The organism is Nocardia sp. NBC_00565 (assembly GCF_036345915.1).
GTDB lineage: Bacteria > Actinomycetota > Actinomycetes > Mycobacteriales > Mycobacteriaceae > Nocardia.
In genome coordinates this window covers 9,283,912-9,304,254 of record NZ_CP107785.1, presented here as the reverse complement: position 1 = coordinate 9,304,254, position 20,343 = coordinate 9,283,912, and the positions used below count along the sequence as shown (strand labels likewise).

At 66.7% G+C, this 20,343-nt stretch carries 21 protein-coding genes; 10 read left to right on the top strand and 11 right to left on the bottom strand.

What is annotated here, in order from left to right; translation table 11 throughout:
• Positions 1 to 116 precede the first annotated feature (116 nt).
• Genes OG874_RS42700 through OG874_RS42685 form a run of 4 tightly spaced genes read right to left on the bottom strand, consistent with a single transcriptional unit; the run spans position 117 to position 4,224 of the window.
• Entirely contained in the window at positions 117 to 1,205 is a 1,089-nt protein-coding gene (locus tag OG874_RS42700) for an ABC transporter ATP-binding protein (protein WP_330252698.1), read from the bottom strand.
• A gap of 12 nt (positions 1,206 to 1,217) precedes the next feature.
• Entirely contained in the window at positions 1,218 to 2,072 is an 855-nt protein-coding gene (locus OG874_RS42695) for a carbohydrate ABC transporter permease (RefSeq protein ID WP_330252697.1), read from the bottom strand.
• On the bottom strand, positions 2,069 to 2,914 hold the full coding sequence (locus tag OG874_RS42690) for a carbohydrate ABC transporter permease (RefSeq protein ID WP_330252696.1): 846 nt from the start codon (positions 2,912 to 2,914) through the stop codon (positions 2,069 to 2,071). The genes OG874_RS42695 and OG874_RS42690 overlap by 4 nt, the downstream gene beginning before the upstream one ends.
• A 2-nt stretch (positions 2,915 to 2,916) precedes the next feature.
• Complete coding sequence (locus tag OG874_RS42685) at positions 2,917 to 4,224, bottom strand: ABC transporter substrate-binding protein (protein ID WP_330252695.1); 1,308 nt, start codon at positions 4,222 to 4,224, stop codon at positions 2,917 to 2,919.
• Positions 4,225 to 4,499: 275 nt separating this feature from the next.
• Here OG874_RS42685 and OG874_RS42680 point away from each other — a divergent pair, with 275 nt between their 5' ends.
• The 3 genes from OG874_RS42680 to OG874_RS42670 all read left to right on the top strand — a co-directional run bounded on the left by OG874_RS42680 (position 4,500) and on the right by OG874_RS42670 (position 6,915).
• Positions 4,500 to 4,721 carry a hypothetical protein gene (locus OG874_RS42680; RefSeq protein WP_330252694.1) on the top strand — a complete coding sequence of 74 codons (222 nt, stop codon included), beginning with the start codon at positions 4,500 to 4,502 and terminating at the stop codon, positions 4,719 to 4,721.
• The gene (locus OG874_RS42675) at positions 4,721 to 6,013 is read left to right on the top strand and encodes a hypothetical protein (RefSeq protein ID WP_330252693.1); all 1,293 of its coding nucleotides are present in this window, start codon (positions 4,721 to 4,723) and stop codon (positions 6,011 to 6,013) included. Before OG874_RS42680 ends, OG874_RS42675 begins: the two co-directional genes overlap by 1 nt.
• A 92-nt stretch (positions 6,014 to 6,105) precedes the next feature.
• Positions 6,106 to 6,915 carry a DUF1460 domain-containing protein gene (locus tag OG874_RS42670; RefSeq protein WP_330252692.1) on the top strand — a complete coding sequence of 270 codons (810 nt, stop codon included), beginning with the start codon at positions 6,106 to 6,108 and terminating at the stop codon, positions 6,913 to 6,915.
• A gap of 280 nt (positions 6,916 to 7,195) precedes the next feature.
• Here OG874_RS42670 and OG874_RS42665 read toward each other — a convergent pair whose 3' ends face one another.
• Positions 7,196 to 8,068 carry an NAD(P)H nitroreductase gene (locus OG874_RS42665; RefSeq protein ID WP_330252691.1) on the bottom strand — a complete coding sequence of 291 codons (873 nt, stop codon included), beginning with the start codon at positions 8,066 to 8,068 and terminating at the stop codon, positions 7,196 to 7,198.
• Between the two features lie 307 nt (positions 8,069 to 8,375).
• Between OG874_RS42665 and OG874_RS42660 the strand changes: the two genes are divergently transcribed.
• The 3 genes from OG874_RS42660 (at position 8,376) to OG874_RS42650 (ending at position 12,805) form a co-directional block, all read left to right on the top strand.
• On the top strand, positions 8,376 to 10,115 hold the full coding sequence (locus OG874_RS42660; protein WP_330252690.1) for a sensor histidine kinase: 1,740 nt from the start codon (positions 8,376 to 8,378) through the stop codon (positions 10,113 to 10,115).
• 65 nt (positions 10,116 to 10,180) lie between these two features.
• The gene (locus OG874_RS42655) at positions 10,181 to 11,506 is read left to right on the top strand and encodes a phosphatase PAP2 family protein (RefSeq protein WP_330252689.1); all 1,326 of its coding nucleotides are present in this window, start codon (positions 10,181 to 10,183) and stop codon (positions 11,504 to 11,506) included.
• A gap of 150 nt (positions 11,507 to 11,656) precedes the next feature.
• Complete coding sequence (locus OG874_RS42650) at positions 11,657 to 12,805, top strand: AI-2E family transporter (RefSeq protein ID WP_330252688.1); 1,149 nt, start codon at positions 11,657 to 11,659, stop codon at positions 12,803 to 12,805.
• 44 nt (positions 12,806 to 12,849) lie between these two features.
• On the opposite strand, the gene OG874_RS42645 is transcribed toward OG874_RS42650, so the two are convergent.
• Positions 12,850 to 13,710 carry a 3-hydroxyacyl-CoA dehydrogenase gene (locus OG874_RS42645; RefSeq protein WP_330252687.1) on the bottom strand — a complete coding sequence of 287 codons (861 nt, stop codon included), beginning with the start codon at positions 13,708 to 13,710 and terminating at the stop codon, positions 12,850 to 12,852.
• A 74-nt stretch (positions 13,711 to 13,784) separates the two neighbouring features.
• The gene (locus tag OG874_RS42640; protein ID WP_330252686.1) at positions 13,785 to 13,940 is read right to left on the bottom strand and encodes a hypothetical protein; all 156 of its coding nucleotides are present in this window, start codon (positions 13,938 to 13,940) and stop codon (positions 13,785 to 13,787) included.
• A gap of 120 nt (positions 13,941 to 14,060) precedes the next feature.
• Between OG874_RS42640 and OG874_RS42635 the strand changes: the two genes are divergently transcribed.
• Positions 14,061 to 14,297, top strand: a complete 237-nt coding sequence (locus tag OG874_RS42635; protein ID WP_330252685.1) for a hypothetical protein — start codon at positions 14,061 to 14,063, stop codon at positions 14,295 to 14,297.
• Between the two features lie 121 nt (positions 14,298 to 14,418).
• Positions 14,419 to 14,805 carry a helix-turn-helix domain-containing protein gene (locus OG874_RS42630; RefSeq protein ID WP_330252684.1) on the top strand — a complete coding sequence of 129 codons (387 nt, stop codon included), beginning with the start codon at positions 14,419 to 14,421 and terminating at the stop codon, positions 14,803 to 14,805.
• Here OG874_RS42630 and OG874_RS42625 read toward each other — a convergent pair.
• The 3 genes from OG874_RS42625 to OG874_RS42615 form a co-directional block, all read right to left on the bottom strand.
• Positions 14,802 to 15,395 carry a ClpP family protease gene (locus tag OG874_RS42625; protein WP_330252683.1) on the bottom strand — a complete coding sequence of 198 codons (594 nt, stop codon included), beginning with the start codon at positions 15,393 to 15,395 and terminating at the stop codon, positions 14,802 to 14,804. The genes OG874_RS42630 and OG874_RS42625 overlap by 4 nt on opposite strands.
• Positions 15,392 to 15,997, bottom strand: a complete 606-nt coding sequence (locus OG874_RS42620) for a ClpP family protease (protein ID WP_330252682.1) — start codon at positions 15,995 to 15,997, stop codon at positions 15,392 to 15,394. Before OG874_RS42620 ends, OG874_RS42625 begins: the two co-directional genes overlap by 4 nt.
• Positions 15,998 to 16,142: 145 nt before the next feature.
• Positions 16,143 to 16,418 carry a DUF2277 domain-containing protein gene (locus OG874_RS42615; RefSeq protein ID WP_330252681.1) on the bottom strand — a complete coding sequence of 92 codons (276 nt, stop codon included), beginning with the start codon at positions 16,416 to 16,418 and terminating at the stop codon, positions 16,143 to 16,145.
• 110 nt (positions 16,419 to 16,528) lie between these two features.
• Between OG874_RS42615 and OG874_RS42610 the strand changes: the two genes are divergently transcribed.
• On the top strand, positions 16,529 to 17,782 hold the full coding sequence (locus OG874_RS42610) for a serine hydrolase (protein ID WP_330252680.1): 1,254 nt from the start codon (positions 16,529 to 16,531) through the stop codon (positions 17,780 to 17,782).
• 223 nt (positions 17,783 to 18,005) lie between these two features.
• Here OG874_RS42610 and OG874_RS42605 read toward each other — a convergent pair whose 3' ends face one another.
• Positions 18,006 to 18,659 carry a TetR/AcrR family transcriptional regulator C-terminal domain-containing protein gene (locus tag OG874_RS42605; protein WP_330252679.1) on the bottom strand — a complete coding sequence of 218 codons (654 nt, stop codon included), beginning with the start codon at positions 18,657 to 18,659 and terminating at the stop codon, positions 18,006 to 18,008.
• Between the two features lie 92 nt (positions 18,660 to 18,751).
• On the opposite strand from OG874_RS42605, the gene OG874_RS42600 reads away from it, so the two are divergent.
• A complete protein-coding gene (locus tag OG874_RS42600; protein ID WP_330252678.1) occupies positions 18,752 to 20,254 on the top strand; it encodes an FAD-dependent monooxygenase in 1,503 nt (500 codons plus the stop codon).
• Positions 20,255 to 20,343 lie beyond the last annotated feature (89 nt).

The following is a 20,343-nucleotide window of genomic DNA, read 5'->3' as shown; positions in this document are numbered from 1 at the left end:
AAGCAGTGGGTCGAGATAATTCTTCGACCGAAATAATGTCCGCAGAGCGGGGCGGCGAAAGCCGCCTATATTCGGCCGTCCAATTGATCAGTCACGGCGAAGTCTGTACCGGATATCTACGCTGAAGTCTCCAGCAATAAGCCGGTTTCCGGGTCGTACCAGCGGCACGCCTGCGGTGGCAGGCGCAGGTTCAGTGTGTCGCCCTGGTCGGCCCGGAAACTCGGCTGCGCCTGAATCTTGACGGTCTGTCCGCTGACTTCGGTCGTCAGCAGGGTCGATGAGCCGAGCGGTTCCAGGACTTGGAGCTCGCCACGTACCGCGTCGGGGTGTTCCTCGCCCACGGCAATGGCTTCGGGGCGGATGCCGAGGTTGAGCTTCTTACCGTCGAACGACGAGAACGAAGCCGGGACGGGCACCCACTGCCCGCCGAGGTCGATGCGCGCTCCGGCATCGCCCACCTCGACGGTCCCGGTGAGGAAGTTCATCGGTGGGCTACCGAGAAACCCACCGACGAATTCGGTTGCCGGACCGTCGTATACCGCTGTGGGCGGACCGCATTGCACGATCACCCCGTCCCGCATCACCGCGACACGGTCACCCAGTGACAGCGCCTCGACCTGGTCGTGCGTGACGTAGATCGTGGTGGTGCCGAGTTCGCCGACGAGCTTCTTCAATTCGGCGCGGAACGAAAGCCGCAGCAGCGCATCCAGATTGGACAGCGGCTCGTCCATGAGCAGGACATCGGCGTCCATCACGATAGCCCGCGCCACCGCGACGCGCTGGCGCTGTCCGCCGGACAGCTTCGCCGGATACCGATCGAGGTACGGGGTCAGCTGCAGCAGATCCGCGGCCCATGCGATCTTGCGGCGGATCTCTTCGGCGGGCACGCCGTGTACGCGCAGGCCGAAGCCGATGTTGTCGGCGACCTTCTTATTGGGGAATACGGCGTAGGACTGGAACACCATCGACAGGTTGCGCCGTCGTGGTTCGAGGTAGGTGACGTCTTTGCCGCCGATCACGATCTGCCCCGAATCCGGCAGTTCCAATCCCGCGATCATGCGCAACAGGGTCGTCTTGCCGCAGCCGGACGGTCCGAGCAGCACCATGAATTCGCCGTCGTCGACCTCGAGCGAGACCTCGTCGGTGGCGCGTGCCGTACCGCCGGGATAGGTCTTCACCAGATCCCGCAGAAACACCTCAGCCATCACAAACCCCTGTCATCTCAACGTCGTTCCCCACATGTTCACCAGGTAGCGCCGCATCACGAAGATGAACACCAGCGCCGGGATGATCAGCGCGAACCCGCCCGCGAAGCGGTACGCGGTCGACGCCTCGCCGAGTGTGGTGAGCACCTGAGCGGGCAGCGTGCGGTGCCCGAGCGTCACGATCGTCGCGCCGAGGATCTCGTTCCACGACAATACGAAGGTGAAGATCGACGACGCCGCGAGTCCCGGAAGCGCCATCGGCACAACGACTTTGCGGGCCGCCTGCCAGCGCGTGCAGCCGAAGACCCGGGCGGCCTCCTCCAGATCGGCCGGTACCGCGACGAAGATGCTCGCCGTGATGAGTACGGTCGTCGGCAGTGCGAGCGTGGTGTGCACGAGTGTCACCGCGAAGACCGTGTCGTAGACGTCGAGGCGCAGGAACATCGTGGCCAGCGGCACCGAGAGCACCACGATCGGCAGTGCGCGCACGAAGAGGATGAACACCTGGTAGGTGTCCTTGCCGCGGAAGGCATTGCGGGCCAACGCATATCCGGCGGGCGCGCCGATGACCAGCGACCAGAACACCGTATAGATGCCGACGAGCACCGAGTTGCCCAGCGCCGGCATGGTTCCGGTGGCTCGAAAGAACGAATGCAGTGTCTCGGTGGAGAATTCGCCGGGCAGCAGCGGCTTCGGGAAGTCGTTGAGCGCGTCGCGCGAGGACACCGCGGCCAGGCCGATGAGGACGATCGGCAGCGCCATGAACAGCGTCACCGCGATGCACGCCACCTGCACGCCGATGGCCCGCCACCGCCGCCTGCGCAGCGGCGCACGGTCGATCGGCGGTAACACGACCCGCTCACTCATCGCGACCCCTCCGGCGCCCGGACCGTCCGCAGATAGAACACCGCGGTGCCGAGCGAGATCGCCAGTACCACCAGTGAAACGGCGCTGGCCACCGCCGGATTCTGCAGGTTCGAGTACCACTCGTAGGTCTCGCCGACCAGCAGCGGGAAGTCGCGTCCGGTGAGTGCCTGCGCGACGGCGAAGGCCTGCAGCGCGAGGATGGTGCGCAGGATCAGCGCCACCTGCAGGCTCGGCCCGAGCTGCGGCAGCGTCACATGCCGCAGCCGCTGCCAGAAGTTGGCGCCGAACACCTGCGCGGCCTCGTCATAGTCCCGCGGAATCATCTGCACGCCCGCCACCACGATGACGAAGACCAGCGAGGTCGCCCGCCAGATCTCGGCGATCGCCACGGCGAGCAGCATCGTGCCGGTGTGCTGGTAGTTGAGCCACTGCACACCGTCCTGCGACAGTCCGAGCCAGACCAGCAGCGAATTCAGATACCCGCGATTGCCGAAGATCGACAGCCACACCAGACCCGCGGCCAGTTCGGAGATCGCCAGCGGCACACACCACAGATAGAAATGCCCGCTCGCGAATCGCGGCCGCGCCTGCATCAACAGTGCCATCCCGACCGCGAGCACCAACTGGATCGGCACCACGATGACGATCAGCAGCAGCGTATTGCGCAGCGCCGTAAGGAAATACGGGTCATCGAACAAGCGCCGCCAGTGGTCGAGGGTGAAGCCTTGATCGTTACTGAACGCGTCGACGACCGCCCGCACCAGCGGCCAGCCGAACAGCGCCGCCAGCAGCACGATCGAAGGCAGCAGCAACAGCCAGGGGGAACCGAATCGCGCGCGCATACCTACCCCACTCGGCAGAAGTCGGCGACGGGATCGGGCGCCCAGCACGGCACCTTCAACTCGTCGAGGATGCCCTGCAGCACCCGAGCCTGCTGGTCGAGGGTGGCTCGAATATCGGCTCCGTCGAGCACGATCGAGCGGAAACTGTCCTTGAACACCTTGCTCACCTCACCTTCGCGCTGGCCGAGCCCGACCGGCGGCAGCGACAGGATCGCGCCCGGCGCCTGCTGCTGCCGGTGTACGGCGTCGGCCTCGAGCTTGGTCGCCGGTGGCAGATCGTCCGGGATGACGGTATCGACGGATGGGAAGAACCCGTTGGAGCGCAGCAGCTCGATCTGGGTCTGCGGCTTGGTGAGCGCGCTGATCGTGCGCTGCGCGAGCTCGGGATCGGTGCCGCCCTTGGGAATCGCGAGCCCGGCGACCACGGCCATATAGCCGAGGCCGTGCCCGCCGCGCGGTGCGGGCAGCATGCGCCAGTCCTGCGGGTCACGCTCGGGCGCGTGCACGAGGCGCACGACGTGGTCCCACGCCATGCGCACCTCGCCGCTACCGAGCGGCTCCTGCATGAAGTCGTAGTTCGTACTCGCCTGCGCGCAATTGGCCCACAGTTCACGGAAGTACTGCCATGCCGTCACTGCCGCGTCCGACCGGAACGTGGTGATCTGACCGCCGGTGAACGAGGGCAGCAGATAGCCCTGGGTGAAACGGTGCAGCAGGCCTTTCGGACCAGCGGGCAGGCCGAGCATCGGCCGGTTGCCGTTGGCGCGGCGCGCGGCGATCGCCCAGTCGAGGAACTGGTCATAGGTCAGTGCCGCGGCGTCCGCGCCGGAGGGCAGGTGCTGTAGCGCATCGGCGTGCGCGGCGAGCACGTAACTTGCTGTGGCCCAAGGGATGTACCACGTCCGGTCGGTACCGGCCCGCGCGAGTTGCAGGTAGGCGGCGGGCCAGCCGCGGTTGCCGAGGTCGGCGAGCAATCCGGTGAGATCTTGCAGGTAGCCGTCGGCCAGCGGCGCGATATCGCCGTGCAGACCGCCGAGCAGGCCGACCTGCGTCGAGCCCGCCCCGACCTGGCTGCGCACCTGGCTCGCGAATGGGCTTTCCTCGATGGTCACGTAGCTGACGCCGGGCGCCGTTCTGCCGAGCAGATCGCGGAACCGTTCGGCCTCGTCGGCGGGCCGGAATTGCGTGGACAGGAAGAGCATGCCGCCACTTCCGGTGGTGGCGAAGCCGGTGCATGCCGCGGTGAGCGCGACCGCGCCGAGGCCCGCCGCGCCGAGGAAGGACCTGCGCGTCAGGCCGGATGTCGGCATGCGAGATTCCCTGCGTGGGAACAGGTGTGGATACGCCGACACCTGGTCCATCATGCCCTCACCGGGAAGCAGATCGAACGCACGCTTCCCGACACCGGGAAGTGCGCGAGTTGTCTTGTGCCACAAATAAAAAGGAATTCACCCCTCTGAAAAATATTGTAAAGATCTTTGGATAACGAATTCTTTACGGTTGGCAAGTCGTGCGACCGCCGCACCTAAGCTCGTGGCTTTCCTATGTGATCGACGCTGCGACAGATGAAGAATCGAGTAGTTGTATGACCGCCAGATCCGATCTAGAACGCGAACTACACGGGCCGCTGGCGGCGCTGGCCCTGATCACCGAGCCAGAGGCCGCCGAGCTGCTCGCGATGTTCCACGCGGCCAAGCAGCTCGAGACGGCCGCGCTCACCGAGGCCATCGATGAGATGGTCGGTGCCCTGCCCCGGCCGTTTCGCGCGGTGACGAAGCGGATCATGTTCGGTAGTCGGCTCAGCTGATGACGGACCTGGTAACCGGCGCCCAGATCGTCCTGCTGTCCCGGACATTGCACGCCCCACTGGAACGCCTGGCCCACCTGGAGCGGCTGGGGGGTGAGAACCTGCACGAATTGCAGGACCGGATGGCCGGCCTGATCTTCGATCAGCACAACGAGACCTTTCAGCGGATCAGCAAACTGGTGCCGCTCATTCCGCTGCGCATCTCGATGCCGCTGGTGCAGCGCCTCGTGCCGCCGATGATGACCGGCCGCGCCGCGGGCGCGGTCGGCGTCGACCACCCGAAGAAGGCGGCCGAGACGGTCGTCATGCTCGCGCCCGCCTACGTGGCGAACTGCGCGCAGTACATGGATCCGCGCACCGTCGGCCAGCTCGCCGCGGTGGCGCCGCCGGAACCCATCGTGCGCATCCTCAACGAGATGTTGCGCCGCAAGGACTACATCACCGCCGGGCCGTTCCTCGCGGCCTTCGCCACCCCAGAAATCGTCGCGGCCATCGAGCAGGGCGTACTCGATGACGAGGGCCTGATCTTCTCCTCCGCCTATGCCTATTCCGTCACGGGCGTGAGCGCCATCCTGCGCCACCTGCTGGTCGGCCAGCAGCAACGGGCGCCCCGGATGCTGCACTCCGTACTCGTCGGTTCGACCGCCCTGCAACTGGCGGCGCTGTCGGTGTTCGCGCGCTGTGAACCGGATTTGATCGCCGCGATCGGCGACATTCTGTTCAGCGTCGGATCCACTGAATTGATCGGCAATCTCGTCGCGACCTATCTCCGGGCCGGCGCGGCGCCGGAGTTGCTGACCTTCGTCGGGCACCTGAGCCCCTGGGCCCTGGACACTTTGGCCGCGAATCCGATCATCGCGAACGATGCGGCGATCGCCGGGCTCGTCGGCAGCGTCAACGGCCGCATCGAATCCGAGTTGTGGCGCGGACTGTTCAACCTGGTCGAGCATGCCGACGCCGGAATCCAGCAACGAGCCGTATCAATGCTCGCCCAGCTGAGTGACGCGATGGTCGCCGCATTGCCCGGTATCGCCACCGACACCCACTTCTGGCCCGTAATGCTGCGGCTGGTCGCGGCCGGCGACACCGACGTCCGCGTGCGCTTCGAAACCATGTGGTCCACCTTGCCCATGGAGCGTCGCATCGATCTGGAGCACCGCATCAAGGATCTCGGACTGGACATCCGCCTGCGGGTCGTCACGCCCCACACGGCATCGCTATCGATCGACGAGGTGTTCTACCGCCGACGTAAGATGCGCCGTCGGTACGACGCCGTGCAGACCTGGGACTGACTTCGAGTCGGCCCGACACCGCACCGGTTCGGTACCGGGAGCGCCGGGCTGGGACTACGGTGGCAGTGACCATGCACCCCGCTGGAGGTTTCTTGCGCATCATCGCTCGCGTGCTGCTCGTCCTGTCGGCGCTCATCGGCGTCGCCGCGCCTACGCTGCCCGCGGCGCTCGGTGCGCCGAGTGCGAATATCGATGACGTCAGCGTGGCGAAGATCGATGAGCTGCTGGCGTTGCGGGCCGCGACACCGGGCGCGCGGAGCAAGGGCGAGTTGATCGAACTGCTGTCGGGGCGTTTCCTCGGGACACCGTATGGGGCCGATATGCTCGTCGGCTCGGCGAACCAGCCCGAACAGCTGGTCATCGATCTGCGGCGGGTGGATTGCTTCACCTACCTCGACTATGTCGAAGCGCTCAGCAGGTCCACCGATCGTGACCAGTTCGTGGCGAACCTGATCGAGACGCGCTACACCGACGGCCGCGTCGATTTCCGCCAGCGCAAACACTTCTTCAGCGATTGGTCACATACCGGGCGCATCGCCGCCACCGACATCACCGCGCTACTGAGCCCCGCCGCCGTAACCGTCACCAAACACCTCAACGCGAAAGCCGATGGCGGACAGTATCTTCCCGGCCTACCGGTGGTCGATCGCGATATCACCTACCTCCCGAGTGCCGCGGTCGACGACACCGTCATCGCCCAACTGCGCACCGGCGACTACATCGGCGCATACACCGACCAGCCCGGCCTGGACGTAACCCACGTCGGCATCTTCGTCATGACCCCCAACGGCCCGGTCTTCCGCAACGCCTCCTCCCTCGCCACCAACAACAAGGTCGTCGACTCCCCCTTCACCGACTACGTCCGCTCCACCCCCGGCATCACCGTCCTGCGCCCGCAATAGCCGCTCCGCGTCGCCGATGGTCCGGTGCCCGAGTCTGGTTCGCGACGATGGACCTTCGAAGACAGGCGTAAGGCCCATATCGATCGGCGCATCGCCGGACGACACTCGACGACGTGACCGGCAACAGCCCACCTCCATAGGTTCCGTGCCGAACCATGCGACGGTGTCGGCGGTCGTGCGCCGGGACAGCCGGGCGCCGTTGGTGCGCGACATCCAGCCGTGGCACTGGGTGTTCGACGGCGTCCGGCTGCACCTGTCCTCGGGGTCGATGGACCTCGTTTCAGTAGACCGTCGCCTCGGTGGCGTCGAAGGGATCGAGCACATCCTCGATTGCCCGACGCGGCGTCGCGGGCAGCGGCTCGGCACCTGTTGGCGCCCAACCGATTCTGATCACGGCCTGGGGATAGCCTCCGTCGAGGACGCCGACGCGGCCCCGGTGGCGCAGCGCCGGGAGCTCTAGTGGTTCGGTCAGTAGGCAGGTGGCCAAGCCGATGTTGGTCGCGGTCAGCAGCACTGCGCTCAACGCCTCGCCGGCGCACAGTCGGGCGAGCCGATCGTCGCTCGCGGTGCCGAGCACGAGCAGTTCGGCGAAATCGGGTTCGGATGTCTCGTCGGTCGGCTCGGGTCGATGGTCCGGGTTCCCCGCATGCCGCTGGGCCCCGGCACTCATCGTTTGCACCAGGCGGTCGCGCGGCCAGTCGGTCGCGTGCCGCACGATCGCCCCGAGTACCGCGGCGCGCTCGGTGACCAGCCCGAGGTATCCCGGCGGCACCGGACAGGAGCTGAAATGCCTGCGATCGGTCCGTCGGCGGGTGATGGCATCACTCAGCGCGACATCGTAGGGAGTCGGCCGATGCCGGACCAGCTCGATCGAAGCCAGATGGTCCGGTTGCGCCGGATCCGGCAGCCGACGCACCACCGCCGACCAACCACGTGCCGCCAACGCGATACGCAAATGATGCAGCGCCGCACCACAACTCAATACGAGGTCACGCTGATCGGAATCGGTCGCTCGCGTCGGATCCGAGTACAGGTGCACACAGCGATCCCCGATCCGCCACCGCCACGGCTGACTGTTGCGCACCGACGGCGCCCGCACCGCCAACGCCAACGCCGCCTTCACGATGTGATCATCGGACTTTCCGCGGTCCATTGTCGTCGTCCCTTCCCTTTCGGCACACGCTCCCACCGACGCGATGCCACCGGTAAGGGCACGACGACCCCATTTGGCGGGACTTCCGACGCCGATCGAACAAGTCCCCCACGCCGCCCCGGTCCGCTCAGTAGGCTGGCGGAACTGGTCCAGGCCATTCGCGAAGTCGGCGCGGGCAAGTCACTGCTCGACAACCGTGTGGCGCGGTGCTCGCCTCGAAACTCGACACGCCCGCGAAGCGGGAATGAGATACCCAGGCAATCCGAGATCGCGTCGGCGCACCCCCGGACATGCGAAAATACAGGATATGGAAGGTGCGTCGGCGCTGCCCGACCAGACCCCCGTCACCGAAACTCTGTCGCAGCTGCGGTTGCGCGAGCTACTCGGTGAGGTCCAGGACCGCATCGCCCAGATCGTCGGTGTGCGCGATCAGATGGACCGTTTGATCGAGGCGATGCTGGTGGTGACCGCCGGACTCGACCTCGACAACACCCTGCGCTCGATCGTGCACACCGCCATCGAACTCGTCGACGCCGAATACGGGGCACTCGGCGTGCGCGAAACCGATAAGACCAGCGACCTGCTCGCCGAATTCGTCTACGAGGGCATCGACGACCGGACCCGAGTCATGATCGGCGATCTGCCGCGCGGTCATGGTGTGCTCGGCCTGCTCATCGAACAGCCGAAACCCATTCGGCTGACCAACCTTTCGAACCATCCGTCCTCGGTCGGCTTCCCCGCCCACCATCCGCCGATGCACACCTTCCTCGGCGTTCCGGTCAAGGTCCGCGACGAAGTGTTCGGCAACCTCTACCTCACCGAGAAATCCGGCGGCCAGGAATTCACCGAGGACGACGAGGTCGTGGTCCAAGCCCTGGCCGCCGCTGCGGGCATCGCCATCGCCAACGCCCGCCTCTACGAACAATCCCGGATCCGCCAGCAATGGCTCGAGGCCAACCGTGATGTCGCTACCGAACTGCTCGCGGGCGGCGAACCGGGCGCCGCACTCGAGTTGGTCGCCGATCGGGCCCTGACCCTCACCCAGTCGGCTTGCACGTTCCTCGCCCTGCCCGAAGACCCCGACATCCCCACCGAGGACATCACCGAACTGGTGGTGGTCGCCGCCACGGGCGTCGGCGCCGAGGAACTGCTCGGCGAGCGCATCCCGATGGGCGAATCGAATTCCGGTGAAGCCTTCCGATCCGGCCAGGTCGTCGCGGTCGACGAACTGCGCTTCCGGCCAGTCTTCTATGAGCCATCGAAATTCGGGCCCGCGCTGATCCTGCCGCTACGCGCCGAGGACACCGTCATCGGCGTGCTCGCCACCGTGCAACCCCCGGGCGCGCAACAATTGGACGAGGCCGGGCAGTCGATGATGGCCGTCTTCTCCGATCAAGCCGCACTGGCCTTGCGGCAGGCGACCACCCAGCGGCGGATGCGCGAACTGGATGTGCTCTCCGACCGCGACCGGATCGCGCGCGATCTGCACGACCACGTCATCCAGCGACTCTTCGCGGTCGGGCTCTCGCTGCAGGGCACCGCCCAGCGTGCCCGCGTCCCCGAGGTGAAATCTCGGCTCACCGAGACCATTCAGGACATCCAGTCGATCGTGCAGGACATCCGGCACTCGATCTTCGACCTGCACGGCAGCAGCACCACCGCAGATGCCGCGACGCTGCGCAAGCGCCTGCACGGCGTCATCGCCGACATGATCGGAGACAGCGGGCTGCGCACCACAATTCGACTCGCCGGGCCGGTCTCGGTGCTCGCGCCGCCGCTATCCGAGGACGTCGAAGCGGTACTGCGCGAGGCCGTCAGCAACGCGGTACGCCATGCCTTGGCGACCACGGTGTCGATCCAGCTCCGGGTCCGCGACGACGTCACCATCGAGGTGACCGACGACGGTATCGGCGTGCCCGATGACGTCGCGCGGATGGGCGGGCTGGCGAATCTGGCGATGCGCGCCGAGCAGTCGGGCGGCAGCTTCAGCGTGGACAAGGGCGAATTCGGTGGCACGGTCTTGCGGTGGTCAGCGCCGTTGCCGTGATACCGCCGTAGGCATCCGTTAATCGGCCCGCACGGTTGTGTTCACATGGTGTTTACGATGTCTGAATGTTGATTCACGACGCGCAGGAAAGTTCGGTCTCACCTCCGGATCAAATGGGGGGCGCGCGCCGGGATCGATCGTTGTTGATTTGGGGCAGCATCGCCGTTGCGGTGACCGTGCTGATCGCTGGGCAGCTCATGTCCGTGCACATCGACGCGTTGGGGCCGCTGACCAGTCTTGCCTGGGATTATTTCGGGCGGCCCAAGTCGGCGACCACGCCGTGGGCCGGATTTCTGCTCGCGTTGATCGGGGTCTCGGCGCAGGTGCGGGTGAACGCTCTCGCGGCGGCGATCGGCATCGATCTGATCTTTGTGGTCATTCGGGCGATCGAGGGGCGGCCGTTCACCGTCGGCAATGGTCCGACCATCGTGCTGACCGCGCTGGCGGTGATCGCTGCGGTGCGGTGGAGCGGCGAGCGACGCGAAACGGCCTTGCGGACAATAGCACTCGGTGCGCTGCTGATCCTGGCGACGAAGGTCGGCGAGATCTGGTTGGACATCACCGCGTGGGCCTGCCCGATGGTGCTGGATCCGTATGCGGAACTGGCGGATCGGGCGCTCGGCAATCCGTCGTGGCTGGTCGGACAGGCGCTGGACGCGGCGGGGCCGGTGCCGTTGGGTGTGGTGCGGTGGGTGTATTTCGAGCTGCCGGTCGCGGCGATCGTGGTCGCCGCATGGCAATTGCGTGGGGTGACCGCGGGTTTGTGGCCGCGGCACTACCTGGTGCGCACGTTCCTGACGCTCGGCGTTGTCGGCCCACTGTGCTATGTGGTCTTCCCGGTGGTGGGGCCGGTGCTCGCATTCGGGCCGGAGGGGCAGGGCTTCGAACTGGCGGAGGTCTGGCCGAATATCGTTCCGGCACTGCCATTCTCGGTCGAGTCGATGCCGTTCGACGGCATCACACCGCGTAACTGCATGCCGTCACTGCATACCGCGTGGGCGTTGTCGCTATTCATCCATTCCCGGCGCGGTCCGCTGTGGTTGCGCTGGGGCGGCGCGTTCTGGCTGGTCTGCACTCTCATCGCGACGCTGGGCCTCGGCGCGCACTACGGCGTCGATCTCGTTGCGGGCGCGACGCTGTGCCTGACCGTCGAGTCCGTTCTGCGCGATCCGGACCGGGGCTGGGACCGCGGCCGCGCGCAGGTGGTGGCCTTCGGTATCGCCACGTTCGCGGGTGTGCTGCTGTGCGTGCGCTATCTCGCAGTGCCGATGGCGAATTACCCGTTTCCGTTCGGCGTCGCGCTGCTCGGCGTCTTCGGCGCACTGGCGTTCACGTTCTACCGGACTTGGTTCGCCGACCAGGATGTGCCCGAAAAGGTGTTGAGCCGCTAGCCATCGCTTTCGAAGCCGCGCACCGGTGCCGAAACCCGTTGTGCCCCAGTGACGATGAACCCGGTCCGCGAACCACCGCGTTGATGCCTGATTCGGGAAAGCGGCCGCACAATCCCCGCTCGAGGGCGGCTCCCGTGCCAGACTTGCGGCGTGAGCGAGCAGGACGACATCGAGAAGATCCACTCCGGCAAGAAGGCCCGCGACCGCGGCGACGTGATCGGCGCCGGGGTCATGTGGCTGGCCAAGTGGTCGCTGTGCATCGTGGCGATCGCGGCCGGGGCCTGGGTACTCGGACTCCTGATCGCCAAACTCTGGGTGGTGCTGCTGCCGGTCGCGCTGGCACTGATCATCGCGACCGTACTGTGGCCGCCGACCCGCTGGCTCACCGAGCATCGCTTCCCGCCGGGCGCGGCGGCGTCGGTCACCGTGCTCGGATTCCTCGGACTACTCGCCGGTGTCATCGCCGTGATCGTCCCCTCGGTCGTGGACCAGGCACCGGAGCTGGCCGACAAGTCGACCGCGGGTGTCAACCGGGTGCGCGACTGGCTGCAGGGCCCGCCGCTGCGGGTGCGCGACGAGCAGCTCGAATCCGCGGTGGACGCGATCGTGCAGCGGCTCAAGTCCAGTTCGGAGCAGATCGCCTCCGGCGTCTTCAGCGGCGTGAGCACCGCGACCTCGACACTGGTGACGTTGTTCCTGGTGCTGGTGCTGGTGTTCTTCTTCGTCAAGGACGGCCCGCGGCTGCTGCCCTGGATGCATGCCGTGCTCGGCAGCCGCAGCGGCCGGCACCTCGAGCAGGTGCTGAATCGGATCTGGGCCACCCTCGGCGGCTTCATCCGCACTCAGGCGCTGGTGAGTCTGATCGATGCGGTGTGCATCGGCACCGGACTGGTAATCCTCGATGTCCCACTGGCATTCGTGCTCGCAGTGCTGACCTTCATCGGCGGATTCGTGCCGATCGTCGGCGCGTTCGTCGCCGGGGCGCTCGCGGTGCTGGTCGCACTGGTCGCCAATGGCCTCACCACGGCACTGATCGTGCTCGGCATCATCATCGCGGTACAGCAGCTGGAAGGCAATGTGCTGCAACCGGTTCTGCAGAGTCGCAGCATGCAGCTGCATGCCGTGGTGGTGCTGGTGGCGGTCACCGCGGGCAGCGCGCTCTACGGCATCGTCGGCGCCTTCCTCGCGGTCCCGGTGGCCGCCGTCGCCGCGGTGGTGCTGCGCTACATCGGCGAGCAGATCGACGTGATCACCGCGCCGCCCAAGGTTTCCGACAAGGCCGAACCCGCCCCGGAGTAGTCCCCGGGGCGGCGGTACGCATTCCGTGGTCGTGCCCCGCTGATCTAGGCGGAGTAGCGATAGAAGCCCTCGCCGGTGGCGATGCCCAGCTTGCCCTTGTCGAGGTAGGTCGTCTTGAGCCAGGCGGCCAGGCGCTGTGCGTCCTCGTCGCCGTTGGCGAGGATGTTGTACGGGGTGGTGAGTCCGATGATGTCGAGCATCTGGAACGGGCCGACCGGTGCGCCGGTGCCGATCCGCCAGGTCTTGTCGACCGCCTCGGGTTCGGCGTAGCCGCCCGCGCTCAGCGCCATCGCGGCGTTGAGCAGCGGCACGAGCAGTGAGTTGAGTACGTAGCCCGCCTTCTCCCTGTGCAATTCGATCGGCACCATGCCGATCGCGGCGGCGAAATCGACGACCGCCTGATACACCTGGGGATCGGTGTCGGGCGTGCCCATCACCTCGGCGGTGTTGAACTTCCACACCAGGTTCGCGAAGTGCAGGGCCAGGAATTTGTCCGGGCGGCCGGTGAAGTCCTTGATATCGCTGGGCAGCAGCGTCGATGAATTCGTGGCGAAGATGGTCCGCTCCGGCGCGAGTTTGCCCAGTTGCCGGTAGGTCTGCTCCTTGATGGCGAGGACCTCCGGCACCGCCTCGATCACCAGGTCGGCATCCTGCACCGCGGCGGCGAGATCGGCGGTCAGCACGATGCCCGCCTCGGTCTGCTCGGCCTTGCCGTCACCCGCACCGGGCACCTCGTCGCGATAGGTCGCCGCGAGCTTGGCGATACGGTCGCGGGCACCGGCGAGGGCCTCGTCGCTGATGTCGTATGCCGTGACGTCGAACCCGTGAAACGCGCTCTGGAATGCGATCTGCGAACCGAGCACCCCGGTCCCGAGGACCATCACCCGGCGGATCTCGATGGTCATTGCTTTCCTTCCTGTCGATCCCGCAACACGGTCCTAGTCGTACCAGCCGCTGGCGTCGAGCATCACGTCCACGGTCATATATACGGGAACTCCGGATGGCGTTGGCGCAGGACCTCACCGGGCAGGCTGCCCGGCACCGCCTTGCGCGGGTTGCCGAGGGCGCGAATCTCGATGGCCTGCATCGTCGCATGGCTGCCGCCCAGCCATGGATACCCCGCGTGGTCGAACATAGCTAACTCACAGCGACGATCGAGGGTAGGCAAATGTTCGGCTTAGAGGATGGGTCCTGTCGGTCCGGTTCGAACGGGTCGATGGTCTCGGATCGAGGCCCGACAACAGGAGGAACGTGGATGAAGATCAAGTCGAAGCTGGCCAAGGGTGCGATCGCGGGCGGCGTTCTGGTCGGGTTGCTGGGTGTGGGCGCCGGTGTGGCGAGCGCCGACCCGGGCCAGGATCAGCAGCGCCCGGTGCCCCAGCAACAGCAGAACGGCCATGATCAGCGCTCCGACCAGCATCAGGATCAGCGTGATCAGCAGCCCGCCGGACACGGATTCTGGCTGTTCGGCCAGTGGATCCCGCTGCCCTGATCTACACTTGACGCGAAAGGCCCTATGTCCACCGGACATAGGGCCTTTGCCATGCGCGGCGCTTGTCCGCCCAGAGCGTAATGATCGGCAGGATCGGTGGCCGCGGTCGTACGCTCTGGATATGACCGAGCATCCGAGACTGCACTCGATCCCCGGCGGACGCGACGACCGGCCTCGGCACACCGAGCCGGCGGCTCAACCGGAGCCGCTGTGGCGTGAGGTACTCGGCGAACGGTTGCGCACGCTGCGCCGGGAACAACGCGAGACGCTCGTCGAAACCGCTGGGCGAGCGGGCATTTCGCCGCAGTACCTCTCAGAGGTGGAGCGCGGCCGCAAGGAGCCGTCCAGCGAGATGATCGCCGCATTGGCCGGAGCCCTCGGCACCACACTGTTCGGCCTGACCGAACAGGTGGCCGACGAATTGCGCGCCCATCCTCGCCCCCTGTTCGCTCGGCCGTCCGCGCCGCGGGCCGGTGCCACGCCCACGCTCATGGCAGTGGCGGCCTAGATCGCGCGCGATCCGAGCACGTGGTCGACGAGACCGTAGTCGACCGCCGCCTGCGCGGTGAAGACCCGATCCCGGTCGGTGTCGTGGCGCAGTCGCTGCGCCGACTGTCCGGTGTGCCGCGCCAGGATCGACTCGATCTCCGCGCGCATCCGCACCAGCTCATCGGCCTGCAGGATCAGGTCGGGAATCGCACCCTGACCGCGCGCGGCCGGCTGATGCAACACCACCCTGGCGTGCGGCAGCAAGGCTCGCCGACCGGGTGCGCCGCCGGCCAGCAAGACCGCACCGACCGCGATGGCCTGGCCGACGCAGGTCGTCAGCACCGGCGCTTTGATGAACTGCATGGTGTCGTACACCGCGAGCATCGCGGACAGATCGCCACCCTCGCAGTTGATGTACAGATTGATCTCCTGCTCCGGGCTCTCCGACTCCAGATGCAGCAATTGCGCGATGAGCGCGTTGGCCACGCCCGCGTCGATCGGAGTGCCCAGGTAGACGATCCGCTCGGCGAGCAGATGCGAGTAGATATCGGTGATCCGCTCGCCGCCGCGCGGATGCTGGGCGATCACATTGGGAATGGTGTAGGTCATGCCGAGATCCCTATCCGCTGGCGCTGGGGCACGATCTGCCCGAACGAGTCGACAATGTGGTCGATGAAGCCGTACTCCTTGGCCTGCGTCGCGCTGAACCAGCGGTCGTGCAGCGAATCCTCATAGATCCGGTCGTAGGGCTGCCCGGTATCGCCGGCGATGATGCCGAGTACCGTCGCCACGGTGTAGCGCAGGTCATCGGCCTGCACTTCGACATCGACCGCGCTGCCGCCGATTCCGGCCGATCCCTGATGCATCAGCACCCTGGCGTGCGGCAGCGCGAACCGCCGCCCCGGAGTACCCGCGGATAAAAGGAATTGCCCTGCGCTGCACGCTAATCCGAGCGCCAGGGTAGACACCTCGCACGGCACCAGCCGCATCACATCGCGAATGGCGAGCATCGCGGGCACCGAACCACCGGGGGAATGGATCCACAACGAGATCCCGGCATCGGCGTCCTCGGCCGCCAGCGTGAGCAGCTGCGTCATCAGCAGCGTCCCGTTGTCGTCGTCGAGGGCGCCGTCCAGCACCAGGATCCGCCTGCTGAGCAGCTGCTCCCTGGCGCGCCAACTGAACATCGGTGTCTTGTCATCGTGAGCCATGACTCCACCGTGCACCGCACACCCCCGCGAAATCCCCCCACGCTGCCCTCAGCAGATCTGCTGACAGCAGCCGAGCGCAGACCTATTGGCCGCCGCGCACACGGCGCAACCTGCGAGGTGCCCGATCGGTGTGCGCGAACCAGCCTCAGTCGTGCGTGTGGGCGTGGATCCGGGCCTGGACCTCGGGGCGGCGCAGCGGCGGGATGGTCTTGGGCGGAACCTTGCGGTCCGGCAACTGGTCGAGCAGGCGCATCGTCGCGGCCGCGATGTCAGCGACGGCGGCATCGATGGCCGGGCGGGTGGCCTCGGAGATGCTCGACAGCCCGCCAACCTTGCGGACGTACTGCAGGGCCGCCGCATGCACTTCTTCCGGCGTTGCCGCGGGCTCCAGCCCGCGTAGAGCGGTGATATTTCGGCACATATTCCGAGGCTAGCGCGGCTACCGCCGATGGCCACCTCGTCTGAGGTCCAGGAATGCCACCCGGGTCCGCAGGCCGGCCGGCGAAAATTCCGCGTCGATATGCTGGCCGAGTGAAGGTACCCCCTGGCACGTTGGTGACGGTCGCCGCGGATCTGGACGCGGTGACGACGGTCGGACATGAGGACGATCCGGGCGATGCCGGGTTGACCCGCGGGGACGTCGAGTCGCTGTGGGCCTCGGTGCAGGCGTGGTATCGGCTGGGGACGACTCCGGCGATTCAGACCTGTGTGCGACGCAACGGGAAGATCGTGTTGAACCGGACCATCGGGCACGGTTGGGGCAATGCGCCGGGCGACGATCCGGATGCGGTGAAGGTGCCTGCCACCCCGGAGACGCCGTTCTGCGGGTTCTCCACCGCGAAGGGCGTCGCCGCGACGCTGATGTTCATGCTCGTCGAGCAGGGTGCGTTCGCGCTGAATGATCCGGTGTGCGACTACATTCCGGAGTTCGCGGCGAACGGTAAGGCGACGATTACGATCGGCCAGGTGCTCTCGCATTCGGCCGGTGTGCCGTTTATTACCGCGCCGCACAAGGGATTCAAGGCGATCGTCGACGAAGAGTCGGCAGTTCGAGCGCTGGCGGACCTGGCGCCGAGTTGGCCGCCGGACCGGTTCCGCGTCTACCACGCGTTGACCGGCGGGCTGATTCAACGCCTGCTGGTGCAGCGGGCGACCGGCAAGCGGATGCGCGACCACCTCGCCGAGCAGGTACTCGAACCCTTGGACTTCCGCTGGACCAACTTCGGGGTCCGACCCGAGGATGTCGACAAGGTCGTCCCCAGCGTGCAGACCGGCCCCGCGCCATCGCGCATGTCGACCTTCTTGGCCCGCAAGGCACTCGGCAGCCGGATAGGCGGAGCTGCCTCGCAATCCTCCAACCAGGCCTTCCTGACCGCCGAACTCCCCTCGGGCAACCTGGTCACCACCGCCTGCGAACTGTCCCGCTTCTACGAAATCCTCACCCGCGGTGGCGAATCGAACGGCATCCGGATCATCGAACCCGACACCCTGCGCGCAGCCATCCAGCCCGCGAACCGGCTCCCCGGCCTGGCGGGCCGGGTAAGCCGAGCGGGCTTCGAACTCGGCGCCCGCAGATCGAAATTCGGCCGAAACACCCGATCCCATTTCGGTCGAAGCGGTTTGACCACGCAATACGGCTGGGCCGACCCCGCACGCGGACTCTCCGGAGCCATCCTGACCAACGGCAAGGCCACCACCGACACCAACCGCCCATGGAACTTGGTAGCCCAGATCTCCAACACCATCGACCCCCTCGCCCCCACCGACCAACTGTTCCGCCCGTAGTCGCCGCGCAGGAACCCACGCGCGCCGAGGTCGGCTTCAACGCCACCGTGCACGACTGGGCCGCGCGCAACGGCGGGCTCAACGACACCGTCCTCAAAGACCGCGCGATCGTCGACCGCATCACCACCACTGAATGCCCTGATGTCCGCCAGCAGGTCCTCGACGCATGGATATCACCAACCTCGCCGACGGCCTTGCCCGCTTCGGCCATTGAGCGACCGCGTCACGAAGGCTCGGAAACCGTTCGGGTGGCGAGGATTCCGGCGAGGATGACGCGCAGGCCGTGCTCGAACTCCGCGTCGGCATCGGCGTCGAAGAGTTCGGCCACCATGCGAGCGGTTCGCGGGTAACGCTCGGCATCGACAGCCTGCTCGAGTCGCGCGCGATCGTAGGGATTACCGTCGGCGTACTCCGCGCCGGACTGGGCCTGCTCCTCTATCACGAACCCGACCGTGTAATGCAGCAGGATCGGGAAGACGCGCTGGGCGTCGACCAGCGCGAAACCCACATCTTCCAGCGTGCGCAATGTCAATTCCACCGTCCGCCACATGGCTTCGTCGCTGACGTAGGTCCCGGCCAGTACCTTGGCGCCGTCCCGATAACGCAGCATCGATCGGCGTAACCGCCCGGCCAGCGCCATGACCCAGTCCTGCCAGTCTTCCCCGCGCCGTGGCGCTTCGACTCCGTCGACCGCGGTGACGAACACACGCTGAGCCATCACATCGAGCAGTTCGCGCTTGTTCTTGACGTGCCAATACAACGCGGGCGCCTGCACATCCAGGGCCGCGGCCACCTTGCGCATGGTCAGTCCGTCGAGACCGACCTCGTCGAGCAACCCCAACGCGGCCTCGGCGATCACCTTGGCATCGATCTTCACTTCCACCTCCTTCGTTCGACTCCTTGACAGCTTAACAATGTTCTGGTCTCCTTAACAACGTTAAGCCGCTTAACGCTGTTAAGGAGACGGATATGGAAACGACCGATGTGGTGATCGCCGGTGGCGGACCGACCGGACTGATGCTGGCCTACGAACTGCGCCTGGCCGGGGTGGACGTCGCGCTGGTCGATGGACTTCCGGCGCGCACCGGTGAATCCCGCGCGGGCGGCATCCACGCCCGCACCATGGAGGTCCTCGACCAGCGCGGCCTGCTCGACGGCTTGCTCCTGCAGGGCCGCCCCATGCAGGCCGGGCACTTCGGTGGGCTGCCACTGGATTTCGCCGACTTCGATACCCGCTACCCGTACACGCTCGCCGTCCTGCAGTCGGTGGTCGAGCGCGAACTCGAAGGGCACGCAACCGAACTCGGCGCGCCCGTGCAGTGGGCCTCGCCGGTCGTCGGCTTCCGGCAGGACGCGTCGGGTGTCGAGGTGGAGATCGGCGGCCCGAATCCCCGCCGTATCCGGGCCGCCTACCTGGTCGGCTGTGATGGCGGCCGCAGCGCGGTGCGCAAGCTCGCCGGCATCGACTTCGTCGGCACCGATACGACCATGACCGGCATGATCGCCGATGTCGAGCTGAGCGATCCGCCCGCACAGCCCTTCTTCGGACACCGCCGTGGTGCGGGCGATTTCTCCGCGGTGCAATTCGAACCCGGCTGGTTCCGACTCGTCGTGCAGCGGCACGACCTCGTCCTCGAACGCGGCACCGAACTCACCTTCGAGGACTTCCGCGCCAACTTCACGGAGATCGCGGGCACCGACTTCGGCATGCACAGCCCACGCTGGGTCACACACTACGGCGACGCCGCCCGCCAAGCCGACCGCTACCGCGTCGGCCGGGTCTTCCTGGCCGGGGACGCCGCGCACATCCACTACCCGGCAGGCGGCCAGGGCCAGAATATGGGCCTGCAGGACGCCATGAATCTCGGCTGGAAGCTCGCCGCCACCTTGCACGGCAACGCATCCGACGAACTGCTGGACACCTATGAGACCGAACGCCACCCCATCGCGGCGCGCGTCCTGAACAACACCCGCGCCCAGACCGCGCTGTCGCGCTCCGGCCCGCACACCGACGCGCTGCGCGACATCATGAGCGACCTGATCGATATGGACCAGGTGCGCCAGCGCCTCGGCCTCATGATCACCGCCCTCGACATCCGCTATGACATCAAGGGCGAGCACCCGCTCATCGGCCGCCGCGTCCCCGATGCCGACCTCACCACCGCGGACGGCGACACTCGGGTCCACGAGCTGCTGCGCGCGGGCCGCCCGGTCCTGCTGGTGCTGGATGGAAACGACGTTGCGGCGCTCCCGGAATGGCACGACCGGGTCGAGATCATCAGCGCCGTCGGCCGCGCCGAGCATTGGACCATCCCCGGTTTCGGTGCGATCCCAGCGCCCGGCGCCGTCCTGCTGCGCCCCGACGGCTACATCGCATGGGCAACCGATGAACCCACCACCGCAGGCTTGGCCGAAGCACTCACCACCTGGGTCGGCGCCACCGAATCCACAGGTCAACCAACTGTTCGATAATCACCCCGGCCCCTGCCCCACCAACTCGACCTACCACGCATCCCCCACCACCACCGGCCTCGACGTCACCCGAACCACCGCCACGAGGG